This window comes from Pseudonocardia thermophila (assembly GCF_900142365.1).
Taxonomy (GTDB): Bacteria; Actinomycetota; Actinomycetes; order Mycobacteriales; family Pseudonocardiaceae; genus Pseudonocardia; species Pseudonocardia thermophila.
In genome coordinates this window covers 95,362-115,049 of sequence record NZ_FRAP01000024.1, presented here as the reverse complement: position 1 = coordinate 115,049, position 19,688 = coordinate 95,362, and the positions used below count along the sequence as shown (strand labels likewise).

The 19,688-nt window shown below is 72.6% G+C and carries 23 protein-coding genes and 1 pseudogene; 9 read left to right on the top strand and 15 right to left on the bottom strand.

Annotation, left to right across the window (positions count from 1 at the left end; all coding sequences use genetic code 11):
• Positions 1–104, top strand: a pseudogene (locus BUE41_RS33080) (Asp/Glu racemase); the annotation flags it as partial.
• Here the strand turns inward: BUE41_RS33080 and BUE41_RS26045 are convergent.
• On the bottom strand, positions 60–752 hold the full coding sequence (locus tag BUE41_RS26045; protein ID WP_073459959.1) for a hypothetical protein: 693 nt from the start codon (positions 750–752) through the stop codon (positions 60–62). The pseudogene BUE41_RS33080 and the gene BUE41_RS26045 sit on opposite strands and share 45 nt — an antisense overlap.
• A 39-nt stretch (positions 753–791) precedes the next feature.
• Between BUE41_RS26045 and BUE41_RS26040 the strand changes: the two genes are divergently transcribed.
• Positions 792–1,412: a MarR family winged helix-turn-helix transcriptional regulator gene (locus BUE41_RS26040; RefSeq protein ID WP_084755857.1), complete on the top strand. Its 621-nt coding sequence runs from the start codon at positions 792–794 to the stop codon at positions 1,410–1,412.
• Here BUE41_RS26040 and BUE41_RS26035 read toward each other — a convergent pair.
• The 8 genes from BUE41_RS26035 to BUE41_RS26000 form a co-directional block, all read right to left on the bottom strand.
• On the bottom strand, positions 1,405–2,238 hold the full coding sequence (locus BUE41_RS26035) for an alpha/beta fold hydrolase (protein ID WP_073459957.1): 834 nt from the start codon (positions 2,236–2,238) through the stop codon (positions 1,405–1,407). The genes BUE41_RS26040 and BUE41_RS26035 overlap by 8 nt on opposite strands.
• On the bottom strand, positions 2,235–2,873 hold the full coding sequence (locus BUE41_RS26030) for an isochorismatase family protein (protein ID WP_073459956.1): 639 nt from the start codon (positions 2,871–2,873) through the stop codon (positions 2,235–2,237). Before BUE41_RS26030 ends, BUE41_RS26035 begins: the two co-directional genes overlap by 4 nt.
• The gene (locus tag BUE41_RS26025) at positions 2,870–3,376 is read right to left on the bottom strand and encodes a (2Fe-2S)-binding protein (RefSeq protein WP_073459955.1); all 507 of its coding nucleotides are present in this window, start codon (positions 3,374–3,376) and stop codon (positions 2,870–2,872) included. The genes BUE41_RS26030 and BUE41_RS26025 overlap by 4 nt, the downstream gene beginning before the upstream one ends.
• The gene (locus BUE41_RS26020) at positions 3,373–5,745 is read right to left on the bottom strand and encodes a xanthine dehydrogenase family protein molybdopterin-binding subunit (protein ID WP_073459954.1); all 2,373 of its coding nucleotides are present in this window, start codon (positions 5,743–5,745) and stop codon (positions 3,373–3,375) included. The genes BUE41_RS26025 and BUE41_RS26020 overlap by 4 nt, the downstream gene beginning before the upstream one ends.
• Positions 5,746–5,830: 85 nt before the next feature.
• Positions 5,831–6,598, bottom strand: coding sequence for an FAD binding domain-containing protein (locus tag BUE41_RS26015; protein ID WP_073459953.1), 768 nt, complete (start codon positions 6,596–6,598; stop codon positions 5,831–5,833).
• Positions 6,595–7,986, bottom strand: a complete 1,392-nt coding sequence (locus BUE41_RS26010) for an MFS transporter (protein WP_073459952.1) — start codon at positions 7,984–7,986, stop codon at positions 6,595–6,597. Before BUE41_RS26010 ends, BUE41_RS26015 begins: the two co-directional genes overlap by 4 nt.
• Positions 7,987–8,003: 17 nt before the next feature.
• Positions 8,004–9,269, bottom strand: a complete 1,266-nt coding sequence (locus BUE41_RS26005) for an FAD-dependent monooxygenase (RefSeq protein WP_073459951.1) — start codon at positions 9,267–9,269, stop codon at positions 8,004–8,006.
• 107 nt (positions 9,270–9,376) lie between these two features.
• The gene (locus tag BUE41_RS26000; protein ID WP_073459950.1) at positions 9,377–9,859 is read right to left on the bottom strand and encodes a MarR family winged helix-turn-helix transcriptional regulator; all 483 of its coding nucleotides are present in this window, start codon (positions 9,857–9,859) and stop codon (positions 9,377–9,379) included.
• 175 nt (positions 9,860–10,034) lie between these two features.
• Between BUE41_RS26000 and BUE41_RS25995 the strand changes: the two genes are divergently transcribed.
• From BUE41_RS25995 to BUE41_RS25985, 3 genes are all read left to right on the top strand, one after another.
• A complete protein-coding gene (locus BUE41_RS25995; protein WP_073459981.1) occupies positions 10,035–10,871 on the top strand; it encodes an HNH endonuclease family protein in 837 nt (278 codons plus the stop codon).
• A 165-nt stretch (positions 10,872–11,036) separates the two neighbouring features.
• Positions 11,037–12,251 (top strand): HNH endonuclease family protein, encoded by a 1,215-nt coding sequence (locus BUE41_RS25990; RefSeq protein WP_084755855.1) that lies wholly within the window; start codon positions 11,037–11,039, stop codon positions 12,249–12,251.
• 52 nt (positions 12,252–12,303) lie between these two features.
• Positions 12,304–12,873 (top strand): TetR/AcrR family transcriptional regulator, encoded by a 570-nt coding sequence (locus tag BUE41_RS25985; protein WP_234997585.1) that lies wholly within the window; start codon positions 12,304–12,306, stop codon positions 12,871–12,873.
• Here BUE41_RS25985 and BUE41_RS25980 read toward each other — a convergent pair.
• Positions 12,799–13,305, bottom strand: coding sequence for a GNAT family N-acetyltransferase (locus BUE41_RS25980; RefSeq protein ID WP_073459947.1), 507 nt, complete (start codon positions 13,303–13,305; stop codon positions 12,799–12,801). The genes BUE41_RS25985 and BUE41_RS25980 overlap by 75 nt on opposite strands.
• Positions 13,302–14,189, bottom strand: coding sequence for an NAD(P)-dependent oxidoreductase (locus tag BUE41_RS25975; RefSeq protein WP_200804110.1), 888 nt, complete (start codon positions 14,187–14,189; stop codon positions 13,302–13,304). Before BUE41_RS25975 ends, BUE41_RS25980 begins: the two co-directional genes overlap by 4 nt.
• Positions 14,190–14,335: 146 nt before the next feature.
• Between BUE41_RS25975 and BUE41_RS25970 the strand changes: the two genes are divergently transcribed.
• Complete coding sequence (locus BUE41_RS25970; RefSeq protein ID WP_073459946.1) at positions 14,336–14,830, top strand: DoxX family protein; 495 nt, start codon at positions 14,336–14,338, stop codon at positions 14,828–14,830.
• Positions 14,831–14,886: 56 nt separating this feature from the next.
• Here the strand turns inward: BUE41_RS25970 and BUE41_RS25965 are convergent, their stop codons facing one another.
• Entirely contained in the window at positions 14,887–15,588 is a 702-nt protein-coding gene (locus tag BUE41_RS25965) for a TetR/AcrR family transcriptional regulator (protein ID WP_073459945.1), read from the bottom strand.
• Positions 15,589–15,674: 86 nt separating this feature from the next.
• Between BUE41_RS25965 and BUE41_RS25960 the strand changes: the two genes are divergently transcribed.
• Positions 15,675–16,418, top strand: a complete 744-nt coding sequence (locus tag BUE41_RS25960; protein WP_073459944.1) for an SDR family oxidoreductase — start codon at positions 15,675–15,677, stop codon at positions 16,416–16,418.
• Positions 16,419–17,213: 795 nt separating this feature from the next.
• Positions 17,214–17,915 (top strand): phosphatase PAP2 family protein, encoded by a 702-nt coding sequence (locus BUE41_RS25950; RefSeq protein ID WP_073459942.1) that lies wholly within the window; start codon positions 17,214–17,216, stop codon positions 17,913–17,915.
• A 3-nt stretch (positions 17,916–17,918) separates the two neighbouring features.
• On the opposite strand, the gene BUE41_RS25945 is transcribed toward BUE41_RS25950, so the two are convergent.
• Positions 17,919–18,383 carry a MarR family winged helix-turn-helix transcriptional regulator gene (locus BUE41_RS25945; RefSeq protein ID WP_073459941.1) on the bottom strand — a complete coding sequence of 155 codons (465 nt, stop codon included), beginning with the start codon at positions 18,381–18,383 and terminating at the stop codon, positions 17,919–17,921.
• 48 nt (positions 18,384–18,431) lie between these two features.
• Here BUE41_RS25945 and BUE41_RS25940 point away from each other — a divergent pair, with 48 nt between their 5' ends.
• Positions 18,432–18,821 (top strand): DUF5313 family protein, encoded by a 390-nt coding sequence (locus tag BUE41_RS25940; RefSeq protein WP_073459940.1) that lies wholly within the window; start codon positions 18,432–18,434, stop codon positions 18,819–18,821.
• 99 nt (positions 18,822–18,920) lie between these two features.
• Here BUE41_RS25940 and BUE41_RS25935 read toward each other — a convergent pair whose 3' ends face one another.
• Positions 18,921–19,205 (bottom strand): hypothetical protein, encoded by a 285-nt coding sequence (locus tag BUE41_RS25935; RefSeq protein ID WP_073459939.1) that lies wholly within the window; start codon positions 19,203–19,205, stop codon positions 18,921–18,923.
• An 11-nt stretch (positions 19,206–19,216) separates the two neighbouring features.
• A complete protein-coding gene (locus BUE41_RS25930; protein WP_073459938.1) occupies positions 19,217–19,687 on the bottom strand; it encodes a (2Fe-2S)-binding protein in 471 nt (156 codons plus the stop codon).
• Position 19,688 lies beyond the last annotated feature (1 nt).

The window sequence follows — 19,688 nt, the reverse complement described above, 5'->3', positions numbered from 1 at the left end:
GCCTCCCCGTCCTGACCGCCGCCACCGCCACCACCTACCGCATCCTGCAAGAACTCGGCCTACCCCCGATCGTCCCCAACGCCGGGAAACTCCTCAGCGGCTGACGGCGTACCCGGTGCTGCCGGGAGGGGAGAGGGGCGGGAGAGCCGCGTTCCCGCCAGGAAGTGGCGGGAACGCGGCTCTCCCGCCTCGATCGCCGCTTTCAGCTGCCGCACCCAGCCCGACACCGCGAGAGCGGCGAGCGCGATCGGCAGCGTGAACGCCGTGAACCCGGCGATCCGTTTCGCCCCGGTCACCGCACCCGCCGCGGTCGCCACCGCCGGGTCGACGTCGGGCCAGGTCAGCAGCAGGAACCAGATGCCGGTGTTCTCGGCGTAGTCCAGCACCGTCATCACGACGACCGGCAGCAGCAGCGGCCAGGTGCGGCCGCCGAACCGGCGCAGCAGCAGCGCGGTCGCGAGCAGCAGCACCGCGCCGACGGCCAGGGGATACACCAGGTCGAGCAGCTGCTGCTGGAGGTACGCCGCGCGTCCGGCCGGCCCGCAGGCCTGCAGCATCTCCCGGGCCTCTGCGGCCGTCCAGCCGCCGCGCACGTCGAACGGATCGAGCCCGCCGCACGCCTCCCGGACCCGGGCGAGCAGGCCCGGCCACGGGCCCACCCCGAACATCGCCGCGGCTGCGGCGGCGTACGCGAGACCGGCCCAGAGCAGGTGCACGCTCCGTGCCCGGCCGGTGATGAGGGATCGCAACATCGGTGACCTCCCACAAGTTACTGCTGTAACGTACTACACATGCAACGAAACGGCAGCAACTTGCGGGAGTGCACCCTCCTGTTCGACGTCTGGCTGGTCACCCACCTGACGTCGCGCCTGCTCGACGACCACCTGCGGCCGCTCGGGCTCACCGGGGACGAGTTCGGGCTGTACTCGCTGATCCACTCGGTCGAGCCGATCGCGCCCGGTCAGGTCTCCCGGCTGACGGGCATGGCCCAGACGACGGTCTCGGGGATGGTCCGCCGGCTCGCCGCGCGCGGGCACCTCGTGCAGGTGCCGAACCCGCAGGACGCGCGTTCCCGGTTGCTGCGCCTCAGCGACGACGGCCGGCACGTGACGGAGGAGGCTGCGGGCGTCCTCGTCACGATCCTGCCCCGGCTCCACGGTGCGCTCGCTTCGGGCCCGGACGCCGTGCGCACCGCCCTGGCCGATCTCGACTCCGCACTGCGCGGGCTGACCGATGTCGCGCCGCGCCCGTACGCCGCACCCGCGGTCGAGAACGACGACGGGCCGCCGCACGTCACGTACGGCGGCCCGCGCCTGTCCGAGGCTCAGGAGGCTGAGGTCCGCATGTTCATCGACTGGCTGCGGACCCGGGACCGGAAACCCCCTCAGCTGACCTCCGATGACCTCAGATGACCAGATCCTGCAGTGCCTCGCGCAGCAGCTTCAGCGCCGCCGGCGGGTTGTCCCAGAACACCATGTGCCCCGCGTCGGGGATCTTGACGAGCCGGGCGCCCGGGTTGGCCTTCGCGGCCTCCTCGGCTCCGTCGGCGGTGACGACGGGGGAGTCGGCGCCGTACAGCAGCGTGGTCGGGGCGGGCACGTCCGGCCACGCGGTGAAGAAGTCCTCGGTCTCGAAGCCCTCGTGGGTGGCGACGATCGCCGTCTCCGAACAGCTGGAGAGCCAGCGGGCCCGCAGCTCCTGCTCGCGCCGCGGCCACCGCGGCCACGAGCGGGCGACCTCGTCGGCGGTGGTGCCGCGTCGGGCCTGGGCGAGCTGGTCGAGGAACGCCACCAGCGTGGTGGGGTAGGGGCCGCGGCCGGGCCCGCTCATCGGCGGATCGACGATGATCGTGCCGCGCAGCGGCCGCCGGGTGGCGGTGACCGCGGCGATGCGGGCACCCATCGAGTGCCCCATCAGCAGGGGGTCGTCCAGCCCGTCGAGCACGGCGAGGGCGTCGTCGGCGTAGGCGCCGAGATCGTAGGCGGGGCCGCAGTCCGACAGGCCCCGCCCGCGCACGTCCACGACGATCGGGCGGACGAGGTCGGTGAGCTCGCGCGCGACGAAGTCCATCGTGATCGCCGGGCTGGTGATCCCGGGCAGGATCACCAGCGGCACGTGCGGGCCGCCGTAGTCGAGCACGTGCAGGCGCACGTCGCCGCTGCGCACCCAGCGCGAGGTCGCCGGCACGTCCGCCAGGTCGGCCAGCGCGTCCTGGCGCACGGTGCGTGTCTCGGTCACCGGATGCCTCCCACGTAGGTCAGTGCGTCGCCGAGGGAGACGACGTCGCCGTACTTGGCCTGGATGTCGAACAGGGCGGCGGCCGCGGGCCCCTCGGCGCGGTCGCCCACGCACTCCCGCGGCACGAGGACCGGGTACCCGCTCTGGACGGCGTCGACCACTGTGGCGCGCACGCAGCCGCTGGTCGTCGCGCCGCAGACGATCACCGTGTCCGCGCGCACCGCGGCGAGCACGGCCGCGAGCCCCGTCCCGAAGAAGGCCGACGCACCCTTCTTCGTGATCACGTGGTCGGTGTCGGCGACCGGCAGCCTGCCGTCGATCGCCACGGCCGTCGAGCCCTCGGTGAGCGAACGCATCCCCGGCGCCTTCTGCAACCACACGACGCTGTCCAGCTCGGCTGAGGTGTAGGCGATCGTCGTCCAGACGATCGGCAGGCCGCGTCCGCGGGCGGTGCTCACCAGCCGCGCGGTCGCGTCGACGACGTCGGACAGGTCCGCCCCGGTCGGCTCGGCCGGATCGGTGAAGCCGTTGGTGAGGTCGACGACCACGACGGCCGGACGGCGACCGCGGCGCACCGACGCCCCGAACCCGGCCCGCTCGTAGGTCGCGTCGGTGTCGGTTCCGTGCAGGCTCACGACGCGCTCCTGCCGAGGACCTCCTGCCGGGCGGCGCGCCGGCGGCGGGCGCACGCGTCGACCGCCTCCACGATCGTCTGGTACCCGGTGCACCGGCACAGGTTCGCCGCGACGACGTCGCGGATCTCCTCCTTGGTCGCGTCCGGCTCCTCGGCGAGGAAGCCCTCGGCGAGCATCAGCATCCCCGGGGTGCAGAACCCGCACTGCAGGCCGTGGTGGTCGGCGAAGCTCTGCTGCAGGTCGGACAGCGTGCCGTCGGCGTCGGCCAGCGACTCCACGGTGCGGATGTCGGTCTTCTCGCACTGCACGGCGAACACCAGGCACGCCCGCACCGGGGCGCCGTCGACGAGCACCGTGCATGCGCCGCAGACGCCGTGCTCGCAGCCGACGTGGGTGCCCGTGAGACCCAGGTCGTGGCGCAGCACGTCGACCAGGGTGCGGCGGGGCTCGACGACGAGATCGTGGCGCTCGCCGTTCACGGTCAGTTCGATCAGCTGGATCATCGTGCCTCCAGTGCCGGCTCGGCGGCGCGTTCGAGGGCCCGGAAGATCGCCTCCCGGGGGATCGGGGTGTCGTCGAGCTCCACGCCGGTGTGGCGCAGGGCGTCGTTCACCGCGTTGAGCACGGCCGCGGGTGCCCCGATCGTGCCGCCCTCACCCGCGCCCTTCGCCCCGTTCGCGGTGAACGCGCACGGGGTCTCCAGGTGCTCGATGCGCACGTCGGGGATCTCCGCGGCGGTCGGCACCTTGTACTCCATGAAGCTCGCCGCGAGGGGCTGTCCGGCGTCGTCGTAGCGGACCTCTTCGAACAGCGCGCCCGCGATGCCCTGCGCGATGCCGCCGCGGGCCTGGCCCTCGACGACCTTCGGGTTGATCGCGACCCCGCAGTCCTCCACGCAGACGTAGCGCAGGATCTCCACCCCGCCGGTGCCCGGGTCGAGGCGCACGACGGCGGCGTGCGTCGCGTTGGAGAACGTGCCGTCGCCGCCGACGTCGAAGCTCGCGGTGGCGGAGAGTCCGGGCTCGACGTCCTTGGGGAGAAGGTGCGAGCGCAGGTAGGCGACCTCGGCGATCTCGGTGAACGACAGCCGCCGGTCCCCGGCCCGCACGCCGCCGGCGCCGTCGAGCTCGGTGGACTCGACGTCGACGTCCATCAGGTGCGCGGCGATCACCCGCAGCCGCTCTCCGAGCTTCTCCGCCGACGCCGCCGCGGCGCTGCCGCCGATGGTGATCGACCGCGACGCGAACGAGCCCCAGCCGTAGAGGACGCGGTCGGTGTCGCCCTGCACGATCTTGACCTTGTCGTAGGGGATGCCGAGCCGGTCGGCCACGATCTGGGCCATCGTCGTCTCGTGGCTCTGGCCGTGCGAGAGCGTGCCGGTGGTGACCGAGACGGTGCCGTCGAGGTCCATGCGGATCTCCGATACGTCGAAGCCGGGCACCACGGCCATCTTCCGCTGCGCGAACGCGCCCGAGCCGTAGCCGGTGCGCTCGGAGAAGCAGGCGAACCCGATCCCGATCGCCGGGTCGGAGCCGCGCCGGTCGAACCAGCCCTCGTCGCGCAGCACCTGCTCGCACAGGTCGAGCGACTCCTTGTACGACCCCGGGTCGTAGGTGACGTCGTTGACGCCGCGGTACGGGAACTCGGTGATGACGTTGCGCCGCCGCAGCTCCACGGGGTCGATGCCGAGCGCGCGGGCGGCCTTCTCCATCACCCGCTCCATCACCATCACGTACTGCGGGCGGCTCACCCCGCGGTACGGGGCGGTCGGTGCCTTGTTCGTGGTGACGGCGCGGCCGCGCACCCGGTAGGCCGGCACCTTGTAGACGCCCGGCATCTCCGCCGAGGCCATCAGCGGCTCGATCCCGGCCGTGAACGGGTAGCAGGAGTAGGCGCCCATGTCGCAGACGACGTCGGCGTCGAGCGCCTGGATGCGGCCGTCGGCGTCGAACGCGGCGCGGACGGTGTAGCGCTGCTCGCGGGCCAGGAACGACGCGGTGAGCGCCTCGCTGCGGTCCTCGATCCACTTCACCGGCTTGCGCAGGCGCAGCGCGGCGGCCGCGGTCGCGATCTCCTCGCGGCCCACGACGCACTTCAGCCCGAACCCGCCGCCCATGTCCGGCACGATCACCCGGACCTCCTTCTCGTCGAGGCCCGCGCTCGCGGCCAGCACCGTGCGCACCTGGTGCGGGACCTGCGTGCAGGTGTGCACGCGCAGCTGCTCGTCGCGGTCGTCCCATTCGGCGACGGCGCCGCGGGTCTCGAGGGGCAGCGCGTTCTGCCGGCCGGTGCGGGCGCGTACCTCGACGACGGTGTGCGCCGCCGCGAACACCTCGTCGATGCCCTCGGTGGCGAACAGCGACACGTCGACGAGCGTGTTGCGCGGCGCCTCCTCGTGCACGAGCGCGGCACCCTCGGCGAGCGCGGCGGAGTCGCTCGTGATCGGCGGCAGCGGTTCGTACTCGACGACGGCGGCTTCCCGGCCGTCCTCTGCGGCGTACGGGTCGCGGGCGACGACGATCGCGATCGGCTCGCCGACGAAGCGCACCTTGTCCTTCGCCAGCACCGGCATCGCGGTCGGCACGAACTCGTGGAGCGGCCGGTCGAGCAGCGCCACGATGTCGTGCAGGCCGAGATCGGCCGCCGAGAACGCGGCGACGACCCCGGGCACCTCGCGCACGGCGGACAGGTCCACCGAGGCGATCCGGGCGTGCGCCTCGGTGGAGCGGACGAAGGCCGCGTGGAGCATCCCGGGCAGCCGGATGTCGTCGACGAACCGGCCGCGCCCGGTGAGCAGCCGGGGGTCCTCGCGGCGCGGCACGGACGCACCGACCCACGTGCCGTCGCGGTGCAGGTGCGGTTCGCGCGTCACGTCGTCACCTCCTCACGGGCACGAAGGGGGTGCCCACGCACGGGCCCGGACGTGCGCGCCGGACCGGGAGGGTGTGCGTGGACGGTCACGGGGAGGCCTCCGCCACCGCACGCCGCACGAGCGTGCGGGCGAGGCCCCGGCGGTAGTGGGCGCTGACGCCCGGCTCGTCGCGGACGTCGAGGCCCGCGGCGATCTCCTCGGCGTCGAGACTGTCCACCAGCAGCGGGACCGGGCCGACGCCGCCGAGCACCGTCCGCTCGCGATCGAGGTCGACCGCGGCGGCGACCAGCGCGAAGTCGCCCTTGCGGTCGGCGTACTCGGTGAGCGCGGCCGGCGGCAGCGGCCACGGGAACACGATCTCGACGATGAGCTCGTCGGGTTCCAGGGCCGTCCAGAACGGACCGTGGAAGAACTCGCCCGCGGCGATCTCGCGGGAGCCGGCGGGTCCGAGCACCCGGATCCGCGCGTCGAGCAGGACGGCGAGCATGCACCACTCGGCGGTGGCGTCGGCGTGGGCGATGCTGCCGCCGACGGTGCCGCGGGTGCGGATCGGCAGGTGCCCCACCCAGCGCATCGCCGCCGACAGCACCCCGAGCCCCGCCTTCTCGACGGTGCGGTGGGTGGTGAGGGCACCGATGCGCAGCCGGTCCCCGTCGACCTCGATGCCGGTCATGTCGTCGATGCCGGTGATGTCGACCAGGTGGCCGGGGCGGGCCAGGCGGAAGTTCATCATCGCGACGAGGCTCTGCCCGCCAGCGATGATCTTCGGATCCCCGTCGGCGAGCTCGGTGAGCAGTTCCACCGCGCCCGCCCGGGAGCGGGCGCGGTGGAACTCGAACGAGGCGGGCTTCACGGCCGCACTGCCTCCACGACGGTCGGGTCCACCGGCTCGACGATCCGGTCCAGCTCCCGGCCGCGGGTCTCCGGCGCACCGAGCGCCATGAAGACGACCGCGGCAGCCACGACCAGGGCCATGAGCAGGAAGGTCATCGGCAGGCCCAGCAACGGCCACAGCACCGTGCCGAAGATCAGCGGCACGAACCCGGTGACGGCCCGGCTCATCGACGACGCCCAGCCGAACCCGCTGGCGCGCAGCTGGGTCGGGTAGAGCTCGGACACGTAGGCGTACATGACCGGGATGACGACGAGCGCGAGGAAGCCGAACACGGCGATCAGCGCGATCGCGGCCGTCGGGACGTCCATCACGAGAGCGAACACGAACAACGACACCGCCGCCAGCGGGGCGGAGATCCCGATGACCCATTTGCGGCCGAGCACCTCGACGAGCAGCACCGAGGTGAGCACGCCCAGGATGCCGACTGCGTTCATGACGGTGGTCGAGGCGAACGCGGCGACCTCACCCATGCCCTGTGCACGCAGGATCGACGGCATCCACGACAGCGCGGCGTAGTAGACGACCATGACCGAGATGAACAGCGACCACGCCACGCCGGTGGTCACCGGGTTGAACGCCCACACGCGGCGCAGCTGGTCGAGCGCCGCGGTGAACCCGCCGACCCGCTTGCCGGTGGGTGCGGGCGGGGCGACGATCTCGTACGGCTCGGGCGCGGCGCCGGTGCGGCGCACCAGCTCGTCGATCACGGCGCGGGCTTCGGCCTCGCGGCCCGTGCGGGCCAGGTAGAGCGGCGACTCCGGCACGCCGCGGCGCACCCAGAACAGCAGCAGCGCCGGCAGCACCATCAGCGCGAGCATCCAGCGCCAGTTGCCCGTCACGGGGACGAGCAGGGTGGCCGTGGCGCCGGCGAGGGTCGCCCCGATCGGCCACCAGCCGTCCATCGCGGCGAGCACCCGGCCACGCTGCTTGCGCGGGGAGAACTCGCTGACGATCGCGTAGTCGACGGGGATGCAGCCGCCCAGGCCGAGGCCGGCCAGGAAGCGGAGCACGAGGAAGACCTCCCAGCTGGGGGAGAGCGCGCCGAGCACGGAGAAGATCGCGAAGATCGCGAGCGTGATGGAGAAGGCCTTCTTGCGGCCCATCCGGTCGGCGATCGTTCCCCAGGCGACGGCGCCCACGGCCATGCCGACCAGGTTCGCGGTGGCCACCAGGCCGCGCTGCCCGGTATCCAGCTCGAACTCCGTGCCCAGGAGCGGGGTGAGGAACCCGTTCAGGGCGACGTCCCAGGCGTCGAACATGTAGCCGAGGCCGCCGATGATGAAGATCCGGCCTTGGACACCCCATTTCCAGGGCAGGTCCTGGACGATCTGATCGCCGGTGCGCATGGGTGCTCCTGTGTGGCTCAGCGTGCGAACGGATAGGTGTGGGACTCGAGGTCCGGGTTGTTGAGCGGGGTGCCCTTCCACAGCCAGTCGTAGGAGACGTCGGACTCGCCTCGGAAGTCGCGCAGCAGCCTGTCCCGCTCCTCCTGCTCGGGGCCGTCGGGGAGGTGGTAGAAACGCATGTTCTGCAGTGACGCGTCCTGCACCATCCCGGCGTGGGTCGCGCGGCGGGCGACGTAGCGGATGAGCGCTTGATCGATTCCGTCGCGCGTGGCCGAGCCGAGCTCCTCGGCGAGCACCGCCGCGTCCTCCATGGCCTGGGACGCACCCTGGGCCTGGTAGGGCAGCATGGCGTGGCAGGCGTCGCCGAGCAGGGCCACCCGTCCGTCCACCCACACCGGGTCGCGGCGGCGGCGGAACAGGGCCCACTTCGTGGCGTCGCCCTCGGCCTTGGAGAGCATCGCGGCCACCCGGTCGTCCCATCCCGGGAAGGCCTCGACGAGCTCGTCCGCGGTGGCGGGCAGCGTCCACGCGTCGGTGGTGTCGATGGTGTTGGGCACGACCGCGACCACGTTGAGGAACTCCCCGCCGCGCACGAAGTAGTGCACGAGGTGCCGGTCGGGGCCGTACCAGATCGTGGAGTGGAAGCGGTCGCAGAGGAACCGGGTCGCGGGATCGGCCGCGATCTTGTCACCCGGGATGAGCAGGCGGTAGCACATCTCCCCGGAGAAGACGAGGGTGTCCTCGAAGTCGCAGGCGGCGCGCACCTTGGAGCGGATGCCGTCCGCCCCGATCAGCACGTCACCGGCGAAGCGGCGCCCGTCGGCGGTGATCGCGACGGGCTGCTGCGGGTCGGAGCGGTCGACGTCGACCACCGCCGACGAGGTGTGCACCTCGGTGACCGGGCCGGGCCCGTCCGGGTCGAGGCACGCCTCGAGCAGGACTCGGTGCAGGTCGGCGCGGTGGTAGTGCCAGTACGGCGCGCCGTACTCCTGCACCACCCGGTCGCCGAGCGGCAGCGACGCGATGATGCTGCCGTCCTTCCACCGCCTGCGGACCTGGTCGGTCGGGATCGTCGCGATCGCCGCCAGCTGGCGGCGCAGGCCGAGGCCGAACAGGATCCGGCTGGCGTTGGGGGCGGTCTGGATGCCGGCGCCGACCTCACCGAGCTGGTCGGCAGCCTCCAGCACTACGGTGCGCAGACCGCGCTGGCGCAACGCCAACGCAGCCGTGAGACCTCCGAGCCCACCACCCGCGATGGTGACCGTGAACGTCTGGCTGGCCACGCCGTCCTCCCCGAGTCGGTTCTCCTTGCGGAGATAATCCGAACACTGACGATCTCGGGCGCGCAAGCCCCCGAGGCATCTTTAACGCGTCAGTAATCCGAGCCGGGTCAGTCGTCGACCAGGCTCTCCCAGTGCTCCGCGATGGCGTTCAGCCTGGTCAGGAGGTCACGCTGGCTCTGGGCGTCCATGCCCTCCATGAGCAGGACATCGAGCTCGCGAGCGCGGCGATAGGCGTCCTTGAGGGTCGCAGCTCCCTCATCGGTCAGGTGCAGCAGGCGCTTGCGGCCGTCCTCGGGAGGGACCACCCGAGTGATCAGACCGCGCTCCTCGAGCCGGCGCACGATGCTCGCCATCGTCGAGCGGTCCAGCGCCACCGCCCGCGCCAGCGAACCCTGCTCCACGCCCGGATAGGCGTCGACCGCGGTGAGGACAGCGAACTGCGGACCGGTCAGCACCGGATCGACGTAGCGCACCCACGCCGCCGTGTACGCGGCGTGCAGGCGCCGGGCCACGTACCCCGGCGCGGACAGCAGTGCCTCCGGCGCAGGGAGCTGTTCGGGCTGGCCGGACCGTGTGCGCTCGTCCCCCATGGCGACATTCGACCACAACGGTGAGATCGACTCCGCCGGGCGACCGCTCGGCGCAGACACGCCGATGCTTCGGCGGAGATCCCGATCTTCACCGCGTGTCCTCCCGGGGAGACCGCGGCCCGTCGGTCACGCTTCGTGTTCAAAGGAACGGCTCGACGAAGAGGTGCGGAAGCGGATGCGAGTGTGGAAGCGGGTCCTGATCGGGGTGGGCGTCGCGGTGGCGCTGCTCGCCGTGATCATGGTGGTGCCGCTGCCGCCCGCCGCCGAGGCGGCGATCTCGCCCGCCCGCTGGATGCCGTGGCTCGACCGCTCCTCGGCGGCGCCGACGCCGACGTCCACGCCGACGTCCACGCCGACACCCACGCCGACGAACAAGCCGGGCCTCACGGTGTTCCCGACACCGTTCCCGACACCGTTGCCGACGCCGACGGGGCAGCCGAAGCCCCTGGCCAGGGACGCCCTGGCGGCCCTGCCGGTCAAGGGCCGCGCGCCGAGGACCGGCTACAGCCGCGACCTGTTCGGCGCCGCCTGGACCGACATCGACCGCAACGGCTGCGATCAGCGCAACGACATCCTGCGCCGCGACCTGGTCGGCGTCGTCACCATGCCCGGCACGCGCGACTGCGTGGTCAAGTCCGGCATCCTCTACGACCGCTACACCGGGCGCACCATCTCGTTCGAGCGCGGCCCGCGCTCGGCCGAGGTGCAGATCGACCACATCGTCGCGCTGAGTGACGCCTGGCAGAAGGGTGCGCAGCAGCTGAGCCCCGAGCAGCGGCTCTCGCTCGCCAACGACCCGCTCAACCTCGTGGCCGTCGACGGCCCGACCAACCAGGGCAAGGGTGACTCCGACGCGGCCAGTTGGCTGCCGCCCAACAAGGTCGCCCGCTGCTGGTACGTGGCCCGCCAGATCGCGGTCAAGCAGCGCTACCAACTGTGGGTCACCACCGCCGAGCGCGCGGCGATGGAGGAGGTCCTCGCCACCTGCCCGGCGGAGCCGTTGCCGAGCTGAGCGGTAGGAATCACCCGAGGTGGGGGCCGGGCGGCGGCGTGTCGAGTTGATCTCCGCAGCCGCGATCACGTCACCTGATCGAGACCCCGTCCACGCGTTACGCGCCGATCATCCAGCGCGATCCAGCGGACGGATCACGATCGAGGAGAGGTACGGAGAGCGGACATGCGGGTGAGAAAACGGGTCGTGTTCGGCACGGCGGTCGTCGTGGCACTGCTCGCGGCGGCAGCTGCCGCGCCCCGGCCCTCCACGACCGAGGAGGCCACCGCCTCCCGGTGGATGTCGTCGGCGAACCCCGCAGAGCTCACGCCGACGCCCACACCGTCACTCACACCCACGCCGACCGTCGTCGCGTCCGTGGTGCCGACCGCCGTGCTGGCGACGCCGGCCACCGCGGTGGTGCCGGTGTCGGCGATCGTCGCTGAGCCCGTCGTGACCCCGAGCGAGGTGCCCGCCCCGGTGGTCGCCGCGGCGCCTGCCGCCGAGCCACCGGCCACGTCCGCGGCGCCGGTCGAAGCGCCCCCCACGACGCAGGCGCCCGCGGCAGCCCCCTCCGAGGCGCCGGCCACGACCTCGGCCGCAGCGGCGCCCGCGCCTGCGGTGCCCAGCCAGCCGGCGCGGCCCGCGCCGGTCGAGCGGCCCGCCCCGCCCACGACCACCGCAGCACCCACCCCAGCCCCCACCGCAGCGCCGACCGCGCCCCGCCCTGGACGCACCTGGACCCCGCCTGCGCCGCCGCCCGAGCGCCGCGTCCCGATCCCGGTGCCCGCGCTGCCGTCGTGGGCCGCGCCGATCGTCGTGCCGGGCACACCCGCCCGCGACGCCCTGCAGCTGGTGCCGGTCAAGGACCGGGTGCCCGTGACCGGCTACGACCGCGCCGCGTTCGGCCCGGAGTACGCCGACATCGACGGCAACGGCTGCGACCAGCGCAACGACGTCCTGCGCCGGGACCTCGTCGGGGTGGTGCTGGTGCCCGGGACCGCCGACTGCGTGGTGGGGTCCGGCACCCTCCACGACCGCTACACCGGCCGCACGCTCGGCTACGCGAACGAGGGCCCGCGCGCCGGTGACGTGCGGGTCGACCACGTCGTCTCACTGGTCGACGCCTGGCAGAAGGGCGCGCAGCTGCTCACCCCCGACCAGCGGACCTGGCTCGCGAACGACCCGCTCAACCTCGTGGCCACCGAGGCCGCCGCCGAGGAGCAGAAGGCCGACGCCGACGCCGCCCGCTGGCTGCCGCCGAACACCGATGCGCGGTGCTGGTTCGTCGCCCGCCAGGTCGCGGTGAAGCTGCGCTACCAGCTGTGGGTGACCTGGGAGGAGCGCAGGGCGATGGACGACGTCCTCGCGACCTGTCCGGGGCAGCCGCTGCCGGCCTGAACGGCGGGCAACCGGTAGCCTCATGACAATCGTCATACCCGTGAGGTGAGCCGTGGAACGAACCCCCCGGGAGCGCATGGTCTACAGCTGCGCGCAGCTGGTCAGGACGCGCGGTGCGACCGGCACCAGCGTCCGGGACGTCGTCGAGCACGCCCACGCGCCCCGGGGGTCGTTCCAGCACTACTTCCCGGGGGGCAAGGACCAGCTGGTGGGGGAGGCCGTCCTGTGGGGCGCGGACTTCGCCGTCGAGCGGGTCCGCGCCTACCGGCGCACGGCCCGCAGGCCCACCCCGTCGGGCCTGTTCCGGCACATGGCAGGCCAGTGGAAGGACGAGTTCACGCAGCGCGGCTTCGAGCGCGGTTGCCCGATCATGGCCGCCACCGCCGACCTCGCCGGCACCGGGTCGAAGGTCCGCGCCCAGCTGGCGGAGGGGCTGCGCCGCTGGGAGAGGGCCGTCGCGGAGGAGCTCGTGGCCATGGACGTCCCGGCGCGGCGGGCCCGGCGGCTCGCCACGGTCATGATCAGCGCGCTGGAGGGCGCGATCATGTCAGCCCGGCTGCACGAGGACGTCGCCCCGCTCACCGCGGTCGCGGCGACGCTCGCTCCAGTGCTCGACGGCTGACCGCGCGTCGACGTCCAGCACCGTTTCGCTGCCGTGGCGCTCGACGGCGAGGACGCGCAGCGTCGTCGCGAGATGGGCGGAGAGCGACGACCGGACCATGTGCATCCGCACCACCCGGGGTCCGGCCTGGACGAGCAGCGCCAGCATCAGTCTGCGGCCGAGTCCCAGGTGCTGCCAGCGGTCCTCGACGAGCACCGCCATCTCGGCCACGCCCGGCTCCCCGGGCACCGGACCGATGCTGCCCATCGCGACCACCTCCCCCTCCTGCTCGTCGACCAGCGCCGGCTGCTCCCCGGTGAGGCAACGCTGCAGGTAGGAGGAGGGAAACCCGTTCGGTCGTCCGCGGAACCGCAGCCAGATGGACTCCGGCGAGCAGCGGGCGAGCATCCGGTCCAGCGCCGGCACGTCGTCGGGGTGGAGCGGGCGGATCACGGGGCCGCCGTACGAGCCTGGATCGCCCGCAGCACCGCGATCATGTCCTCGTCGCCGTGCCCGAGCGCCGCCGTCTCGGCGTAGAGGGCGTGGCAGACGTCCAGCAGCGGGGAGGCGGCACCCGCGCGCCGCGCGGCCTGCGCGACGAGCCGGTTGTTCTCCAGCACGTTCGCGATCGACGCCTGCACGGCGAAGTCGCCGTCCAGCAGCTTCGCCGTCTTCACCCGCGACACCGCGCTCGCCATGGGGCCTTCGTCGAGCACGTCCGCGAACCGGTCGAGGTCCAGTCCGTGGCGCGCGGCGAAGTGCACGGCCTCGACGAGCCCGGTGACCATGGTGATCAGGAACAGGTTCACCGCGAGCTTCATCAGCAGTGCGTTCGGGACCGGCCCGCACGGCACGGTGGCCCGGCACATCGGGGCGAGCAGCGGCGCCACCTCGTCGACGGCGTCGCCCGCGAGCATCGCCACCAGCTCGCCCTTGAGCGCGGGGATCCGTGAGCCGGACACCGGCGCCTCCACGTAGCGGCCGCCCGCGGCGGCGATGTCGGCGCCAAGAGCGCGCGACCAGTCCGGCGCCGTCGTGCCCATGTGGACGATCGTGTGGCCGGCGACGCGGCGGGCGAACTCGGGCGTGCCCCGGGCGAGCACCGCGTCGACGGCGGCGTCGTCGGCCAGCATCAGCAGCACCGTCGACGCCGCGGCGAACACGTCCGCCGGGTGCTCGGCGACGGTCGCCCCGGCGGCGCGCAGCTGCGCGCACTTGTCCGGGGTGCGGTTCCACACGACGAGCGGTGTGCCCGCCCGGACCAGGTTGAGCGCCATCGGCGTGCCCATCACGCCGAGCCCGAGGAATCCCAGCTGCACCGTGACCTCCCCGTCCATGACAGCCGTCATGGTAAGGCGCTTATGACGGCTGTCATAGTGGTTAGCGATGGTGATAGCCATCACGGCGTCCGGTGCGCCGAACGTCCGGTTCGTGGGAGAAGATCGACGGACCCAGAGGACGCGGACGTCACGGGAGGCGACGGGTGAAGGCAGGTGACCTCGGTCGGCTGGTGCTGCGCGGCATCGTCGGCGGCACGATGATCGCGCACGGCGTGAAGCACGGGCGCACGCTGGAGGGCACCGCGCGGTGGTTCGGCTCGATCGGCTTCCGCCGGCCGGAGCTGCAGGCCCGCGCCAGTGCGGTCGTCGAGATCGGGTCCGGAGCGGCGCTGGTGGCCGGCGCGGCCACCCCGCTCGCCGCGTCGGCGATCGTGGGCACCCTCGCCGTGGCCGCGCGGTCGGTGCACCTGCGCAACGGCTTCTTCATCACCGCCGAGGGCTACGAGTACGTGCTCAACCTCGCGACCGCGGCCGCCGCGGTCGCCGCGCTCGGGCCCGGCACGCTCAGCCTCGACCGGGTGCTCGGGGTGGACGAGAAGCTCAGCCCGGCCAAGCGCACGGCGCTGGCGGTGGGGCTCGGTCTGCTCGGTGCGGCCGCGCAGCTGGCAGCGTTCTACCGGGAGCCGCAGAAGTCCTGAGCGGAGATCTCGACCAGAAGTACTGAGCAGAGGTCCTGGGTCCTGGCCGACCGGGTTCACCCCCGGTCGGCCAGCCGATCGAGCCACTCGGTGAGCAGTGCTCGCTCGGCGCGCGTGAACGCCTCGGCGGTGGCCGGGTCGGCGTCGAGCGCGGCACGCAGCGCGGCGGCCCGCCGGCCCGTGCCGAGCTCCGCGGCGTCCTCGACGGGCGGGGCGTTCGGGGTCGTCACGGTCGCGATGACGTGGTCACCGGCCGCGGCGAGCGCCGCGAGGTCGCGCTCGGCCTCCGGACGGGCGAGGGTGAACAGCACCATGCCCATCGCCGTGCCGTGCACCAGGGCGACCGCTCGCGGGATGCTGCAGGCCAGTCGCCCGACCGCGGCGATCCGGCCCAGCAGTCCGGCCAGCACCTCCTCGCCCCGCCGAGCCGCCGGGCTGGTGCCGCCGTCGCCGAACATCAGCTGGTAGAGCACTGGGTGCTCGAGCCCGAAGCGGACGTGCACGTCCCAGGCCGCGCGCAGGTCGGCCACCGGGTCGTCGGTGAGCGCCTGTGCGCGCTTGCGCGCCATGTACTCCTCGAAGGCCCACGACACGGCTGCCTGGACGAGCCCTTCCTTGTCTCCGAACAGCCGGTAGAGCGTCGGTGCCTGCACGCCGGCCGCAGCGCTGACCGAGCGGGTCGAGAAGGCGTCGGGATCGGCCTCCAGCAGCTCGACGGCGGCCCGGACGACCCGGTCTCGCACGGTGTCCTTGGTCACGGTCCTGCCCTTCGTGCGATAGCGGCGATAGCTATCCGCGTTAGCACGTTATCGACGTTAGCTACCGACGCTACCAAGGAGTTCCGATGACCAGCAGCACCGTGTCCCGCGTCGCGATCGTGACCGGAGGCTCCCGGGGGATCGGCCGGGCCGTCGCCGAGCGGCTGGCCGCCGACGGCCTCGCGGTGACGATCGTGTACCGCAGCAATGAGCAGGAGGCGGACGCCGTCGTCGAGAAGATCGAGGCCGGCGGCGGGCAGGCGATCGCGGTGCAGGCCGATGTGGCCGACGAGGAGGCGATCGCGCGGGCGTTCGACGCGACCGAGGAGGCCTTCGGCGGCGTGGACGTCGTGGTGAACTCCGCCGGCGTGATGATCCTCTCGTCGATCGCCGACTTCGACCTCGATGTGCTCGACCGCATGCACCGCACCAACATCCGGGGCACCTTCGTGGTGGATCAGCAGGCCGCGCGCCGGGTCCGCAACGGCGGGGCGATCATCAACTTCTCCACGTCGGTCACGAAGCTCGGGTCCCCGACCTACGCCGGCTACGCCGCCACCAAGGGCGCGGTCGACGCGATCAGCCCCGTCCTGGCCAAGGAGCTGCGCGGGCGCGACATCACCGTGAACGCCGTCGCGCCCGGCCCGACGGCCACCGAGTTGTTCCTGGACGGCAAGGACGAGGAGACGATCGACCGGCTGGCCAAGCTCAACCCGATGGAGCGACTCGGCACGCCCGAGGACATCGCCGAGGTCGTGTCCTTCCTGGCCGGGCCTGGACGGTGGATCAACGGCCAGACCGTCTACGTCAACGGCGGCATGGTCCACTGAGGGGCGTCGTCTGCACGTGCGGTGCGCGGGCCGGCCCACCCCGTGCGGGCCGCGCTCGGGGTGGGTACCTGCGAACCCGGGTGCCTGACCCGGCCCGGCTCCGACCTGATGCGGTGGCAGTTCGAGTTCGCGTGGTCGCTCGCCGAGTTCCATCTCGATCGCCTCGTCGCCGAGGACTCCCTGTGGGAGCCGGCCCCGCTCACCTGGACCGTGCGGCAGGGTCGCGACGGGTACTGGATCCCCGACTGGGCCGACCAGGAGCCCGACGCGGCCTCGGTGCCGACGACCTGCTGGGTGACCTGGCACATCGGCTGGTGGTCGGGCGTCGCGCTCGACCACGCGCAGGGCCGTCCGCCGCGCGAGCGCGAGGCGGTGATCTGGCCCGGACCGGCGGCCGCCGTGGGGTGGTTGCGGGCCCGGTGCGTCGGGTCATGCCGCGATCGTGGCGGACGACGGCCTGTGCGCGAGGTGCGCAGCGCGGACGAGGCGCTGGCGCGGCACGGACGAGGTCGGCCCGGTCGTCTCGGCTCCGGCGGTCACCGTGCCGGCGAGCGGCCCGGGGCACCCTCCTCGCCGGCTCGGAAGGCGTGCCATGTCCCGCGCCGGCGCCACGGCGCTAGAACGTCGACCACCGAACGGATGAATCCCTGAGGATTCCGATCACCAACGGTGTCCGCCATGGGCAGCTCTGGAGCCACGGGGGTGTGGTCAACGCGCTCTAGTGGGTGAACTTCTTACCGTCCTCTTGCCTTCCTCTGACCGTCTCTTGGGCGGTGGTTCCCTAGCGTTCCGGGTGTGACCGACACCGTGCCCATCCCGACGCGGAAGGCCCGTCCCGCCGGTCCCGCGCAGCCCCGTCCGGCCGTGAACCGGATCGTGCTCGTCGTGCTCGCCGGCGCCGCCGCGGTGCTCACCGTGCTGGTGGCGGCGGAGTGGGCGCCGTTGATGCGGTTCGACGAGGCAGTCGTCCAGGCGATCAACGCGCGCATGGCGCCGCGGCCGGAGCTGGTCGCGCTCGCGGAGCGGGTCACCGACATCGGGCACTCCCGCGTGGTCCAGGTGCTCACCGGTGTCGTGATCGTCCTCGCGCTGCTCATCCGCCGCTACGCCGCTGCCCTCTACCTGTTCGCCTGCTACCTCGTCGAGTACGTCGTCGAGAACGGGCTCAAGGACCTGATCGGCCGCGATCGGCCCGAGGTGCCCGTCGAGCTCGGCTACGCCAGCGGCGGCAGCTTCCCGTCGGGCCACACGATGGCGACGACGGTGCTGTGGGCGTCGGTCGCTGTGCTGCTGGTCGGCGTCGCGGGCAGGGCCTGGTGGCGGTGGCTGGTGATCGCGGTCGCCGCGCTGGCGATCGTCACGGTCGCGGCCACGCGGCTGCTGCTCAACGTGCACTTCCCGGCCGACGTCACCGGCGGGGTGCTGCTCGGGCTGTTGGTCGTGCTCGTCCTCGCTCCGCTCGCGCGGCTGCGCATCCCGCCGAAGCCGGCCCGCTGATCCCTACGCGCTCTGCCGGCGGGCGGGCGCGTTCTTCGTCGCCGCGATGACGGTGTCGAGCACCTCCCGCAGGTGCTCCAGGTCCTCCAGGGGCATGCCCAGCCGCTCGATGATCGCGGGGGGGATCCGCTCGGCCTCGGCCCGCAGTGCCCGACCGGCCTCGGTCAGCTCGACCGCGAGCGTGCGCTCGTCGCCCGGTGTGCGCCTGCGCGTGACGTAGCCCGCCGCCTCCAGCCGCTTCAGCAGCGGGGAGAGCGTGCCCGGGTCGAGGGCGAGCACCCCGGACAACTCGGTGAGCGAGCGTGGTGCGCGCTCCCACAGGGCGAGCATCACCAGGTACTGCGGGTGGGTCAGTCCCATCGGCTCGAGCAGCGGCCGGTACAGCGCGATCACGTTGCGCGCGGCCACCGCGAGCGCGAAGCACACCTGCCGATCGAGCTTGAGCAGATCGGCGGAGGGTCCGGGCATGCCCGTAGTGTAGGATATTTTGCACACCAAGTGTTGGGGTGATAAGTGATGGTGGAGATGGTCCGCCCGGGCCCAGTGCGCTGGCTGTTCTACGCCTACGGCGGCCGGCTGCCTGCCCGCTACCGCGAGTGGGTGCTGCACGACGTCACGACGCGCACGTGGCGGCTGCGCCACTTCGTGCGGACCACCGTGCAGCTCGCCCCGATCGCGGTGCTGCTCTACGTGTTCGTCCCGGGTGAGCCGTGGATGCGCGCGCTCGCGGTGTTGGGCGGTCTGCTCATCGGTTACTTCTACTCGTTCGCCTACATGGAGTTCTCCACCGAGCACCGCGCCGTCAAAGCCGGGTACCCCCGCGGCACGGCCACCAAGGCCCGCATGCGGGATGACCCGGAGGCCCGCCGCGCGGCCCAGGAGCGCTACGAACAGCGCTGGCGCTGATCCCGAACGCACTGATCCCGAACGCAACGAACGGCACTTTCGTCCACCTCGAGTGGACGAAAGTGCCGTTCGTTGCGGAGGGGAGCGGACGTGGAAGAGCTACTCGAACGGGCCGTTGCGCAGCAGTCCGGCGACCGGGCCGTCGACCAGGTTGATCGGGTCGGTGGGGAACTCGGTCTCGGTGCCGTCGGCGCCGGACGGGCGATCCGCCCCGTTCACGGCGTCGAGGAACGAGCCGGTGAGGCTGCCCAGCGTCGCTGCCCCGGCGTCCGCGCCCTGCAGCGGCGACTGGGTGTCCTCCTCTGCGGCGGCGATGCCGGCCAACACCACCGGCAGGACGACGGCGGCCGCGGCGATCACGACGTGCCTCGTGCGGATCTCCATGCTCCCGGTCCTCACATGTTCGCCGCGCCGGCCTTGATGGCCGCGCGGATCCGGTTGTAGGTGCCGCACCGGCAGATGTTGCGGATCTCCTCGATGGCGGCGTCGTCGACGTCGCGGCCCTCCTCGGCGCACTGCCGCACCTTCGCGACGGCGGCCATGATCTGGCCGGGCTGGCAGTAGCCGCACTGGGCGACGTCGTGGTCGATCCAGGCCTGCTGCATGGGGTGCAGCTCGTCGCCGTCGGCGAGGCCCTCGATGGTGGTGATCTCGTCGTCCTCGGAGACGTCGCACACCCGCACCGAGCACGGGTTGAACGCGCGCCCGTTGATGTGGCTGGTGCAGGCCTTGCAGACGTTGATCCCGCAGCCGTACTTCGGGCCGGTGATCCCGAGGATGTCGCGGATCACCCAGAGCAGGCGCACGTCGTCGTCGACGTCCACGGTCACCTGCTGGCCGTTGATCGTGAGGCGGTGCTCGGGCATC

Bases quoted from the DNA above. Each gene is read 5' to 3' on its own strand.
- BUE41_RS26045 (WP_073459959.1), bottom strand. From the start codon at position 752: ATGTTGCGATCCCTCATCACCGGCCGGGCACGGAGCGTGCACCTGCTC.
- BUE41_RS26040 (WP_084755857.1), top strand. From the start codon at position 792: ATGCAACGAAACGGCAGCAACTTGCGGGAGTGCACCCTCCTGTTCGAC.
- BUE41_RS26025 (WP_073459955.1), bottom strand. From the start codon at position 3,376: ATGATCCAGCTGATCGAACTGACCGTGAACGGCGAGCGCCACGATCTC.
- BUE41_RS26010 (WP_073459952.1), bottom strand. From the start codon at position 7,986: ATGCGCACCGGCGATCAGATCGTCCAGGACCTGCCCTGGAAATGGGGT.
- BUE41_RS26000 (WP_073459950.1), bottom strand. From the start codon at position 9,859: ATGGGGGACGAGCGCACACGGTCCGGCCAGCCCGAACAGCTCCCTGCG.
- BUE41_RS25995 (WP_073459981.1), top strand. From the start codon at position 10,035: ATGCGAGTGTGGAAGCGGGTCCTGATCGGGGTGGGCGTCGCGGTGGCG.
- BUE41_RS25990 (WP_084755855.1), top strand. From the start codon at position 11,037: ATGCGGGTGAGAAAACGGGTCGTGTTCGGCACGGCGGTCGTCGTGGCA.
- BUE41_RS25975 (WP_200804110.1), bottom strand. From the start codon at position 14,189: ATGGACGGGGAGGTCACGGTGCAGCTGGGATTCCTCGGGCTCGGCGTG.
- BUE41_RS25960 (WP_073459944.1), top strand. From the start codon at position 15,675: ATGACCAGCAGCACCGTGTCCCGCGTCGCGATCGTGACCGGAGGCTCC.
- BUE41_RS25945 (WP_073459941.1), bottom strand. From the start codon at position 18,383: ATGCCCGGACCCTCCGCCGATCTGCTCAAGCTCGATCGGCAGGTGTGC.
- BUE41_RS25940 (WP_073459940.1), top strand. From the start codon at position 18,432: ATGGTGGAGATGGTCCGCCCGGGCCCAGTGCGCTGGCTGTTCTACGCC.
- BUE41_RS25935 (WP_073459939.1), bottom strand. From the start codon at position 19,205: ATGGAGATCCGCACGAGGCACGTCGTGATCGCCGCGGCCGCCGTCGTC.
- BUE41_RS25930 (WP_073459938.1), bottom strand. From the start codon at position 19,687: ATGCCCGAGCACCGCCTCACGATCAACGGCCAGCAGGTGACCGTGGAC.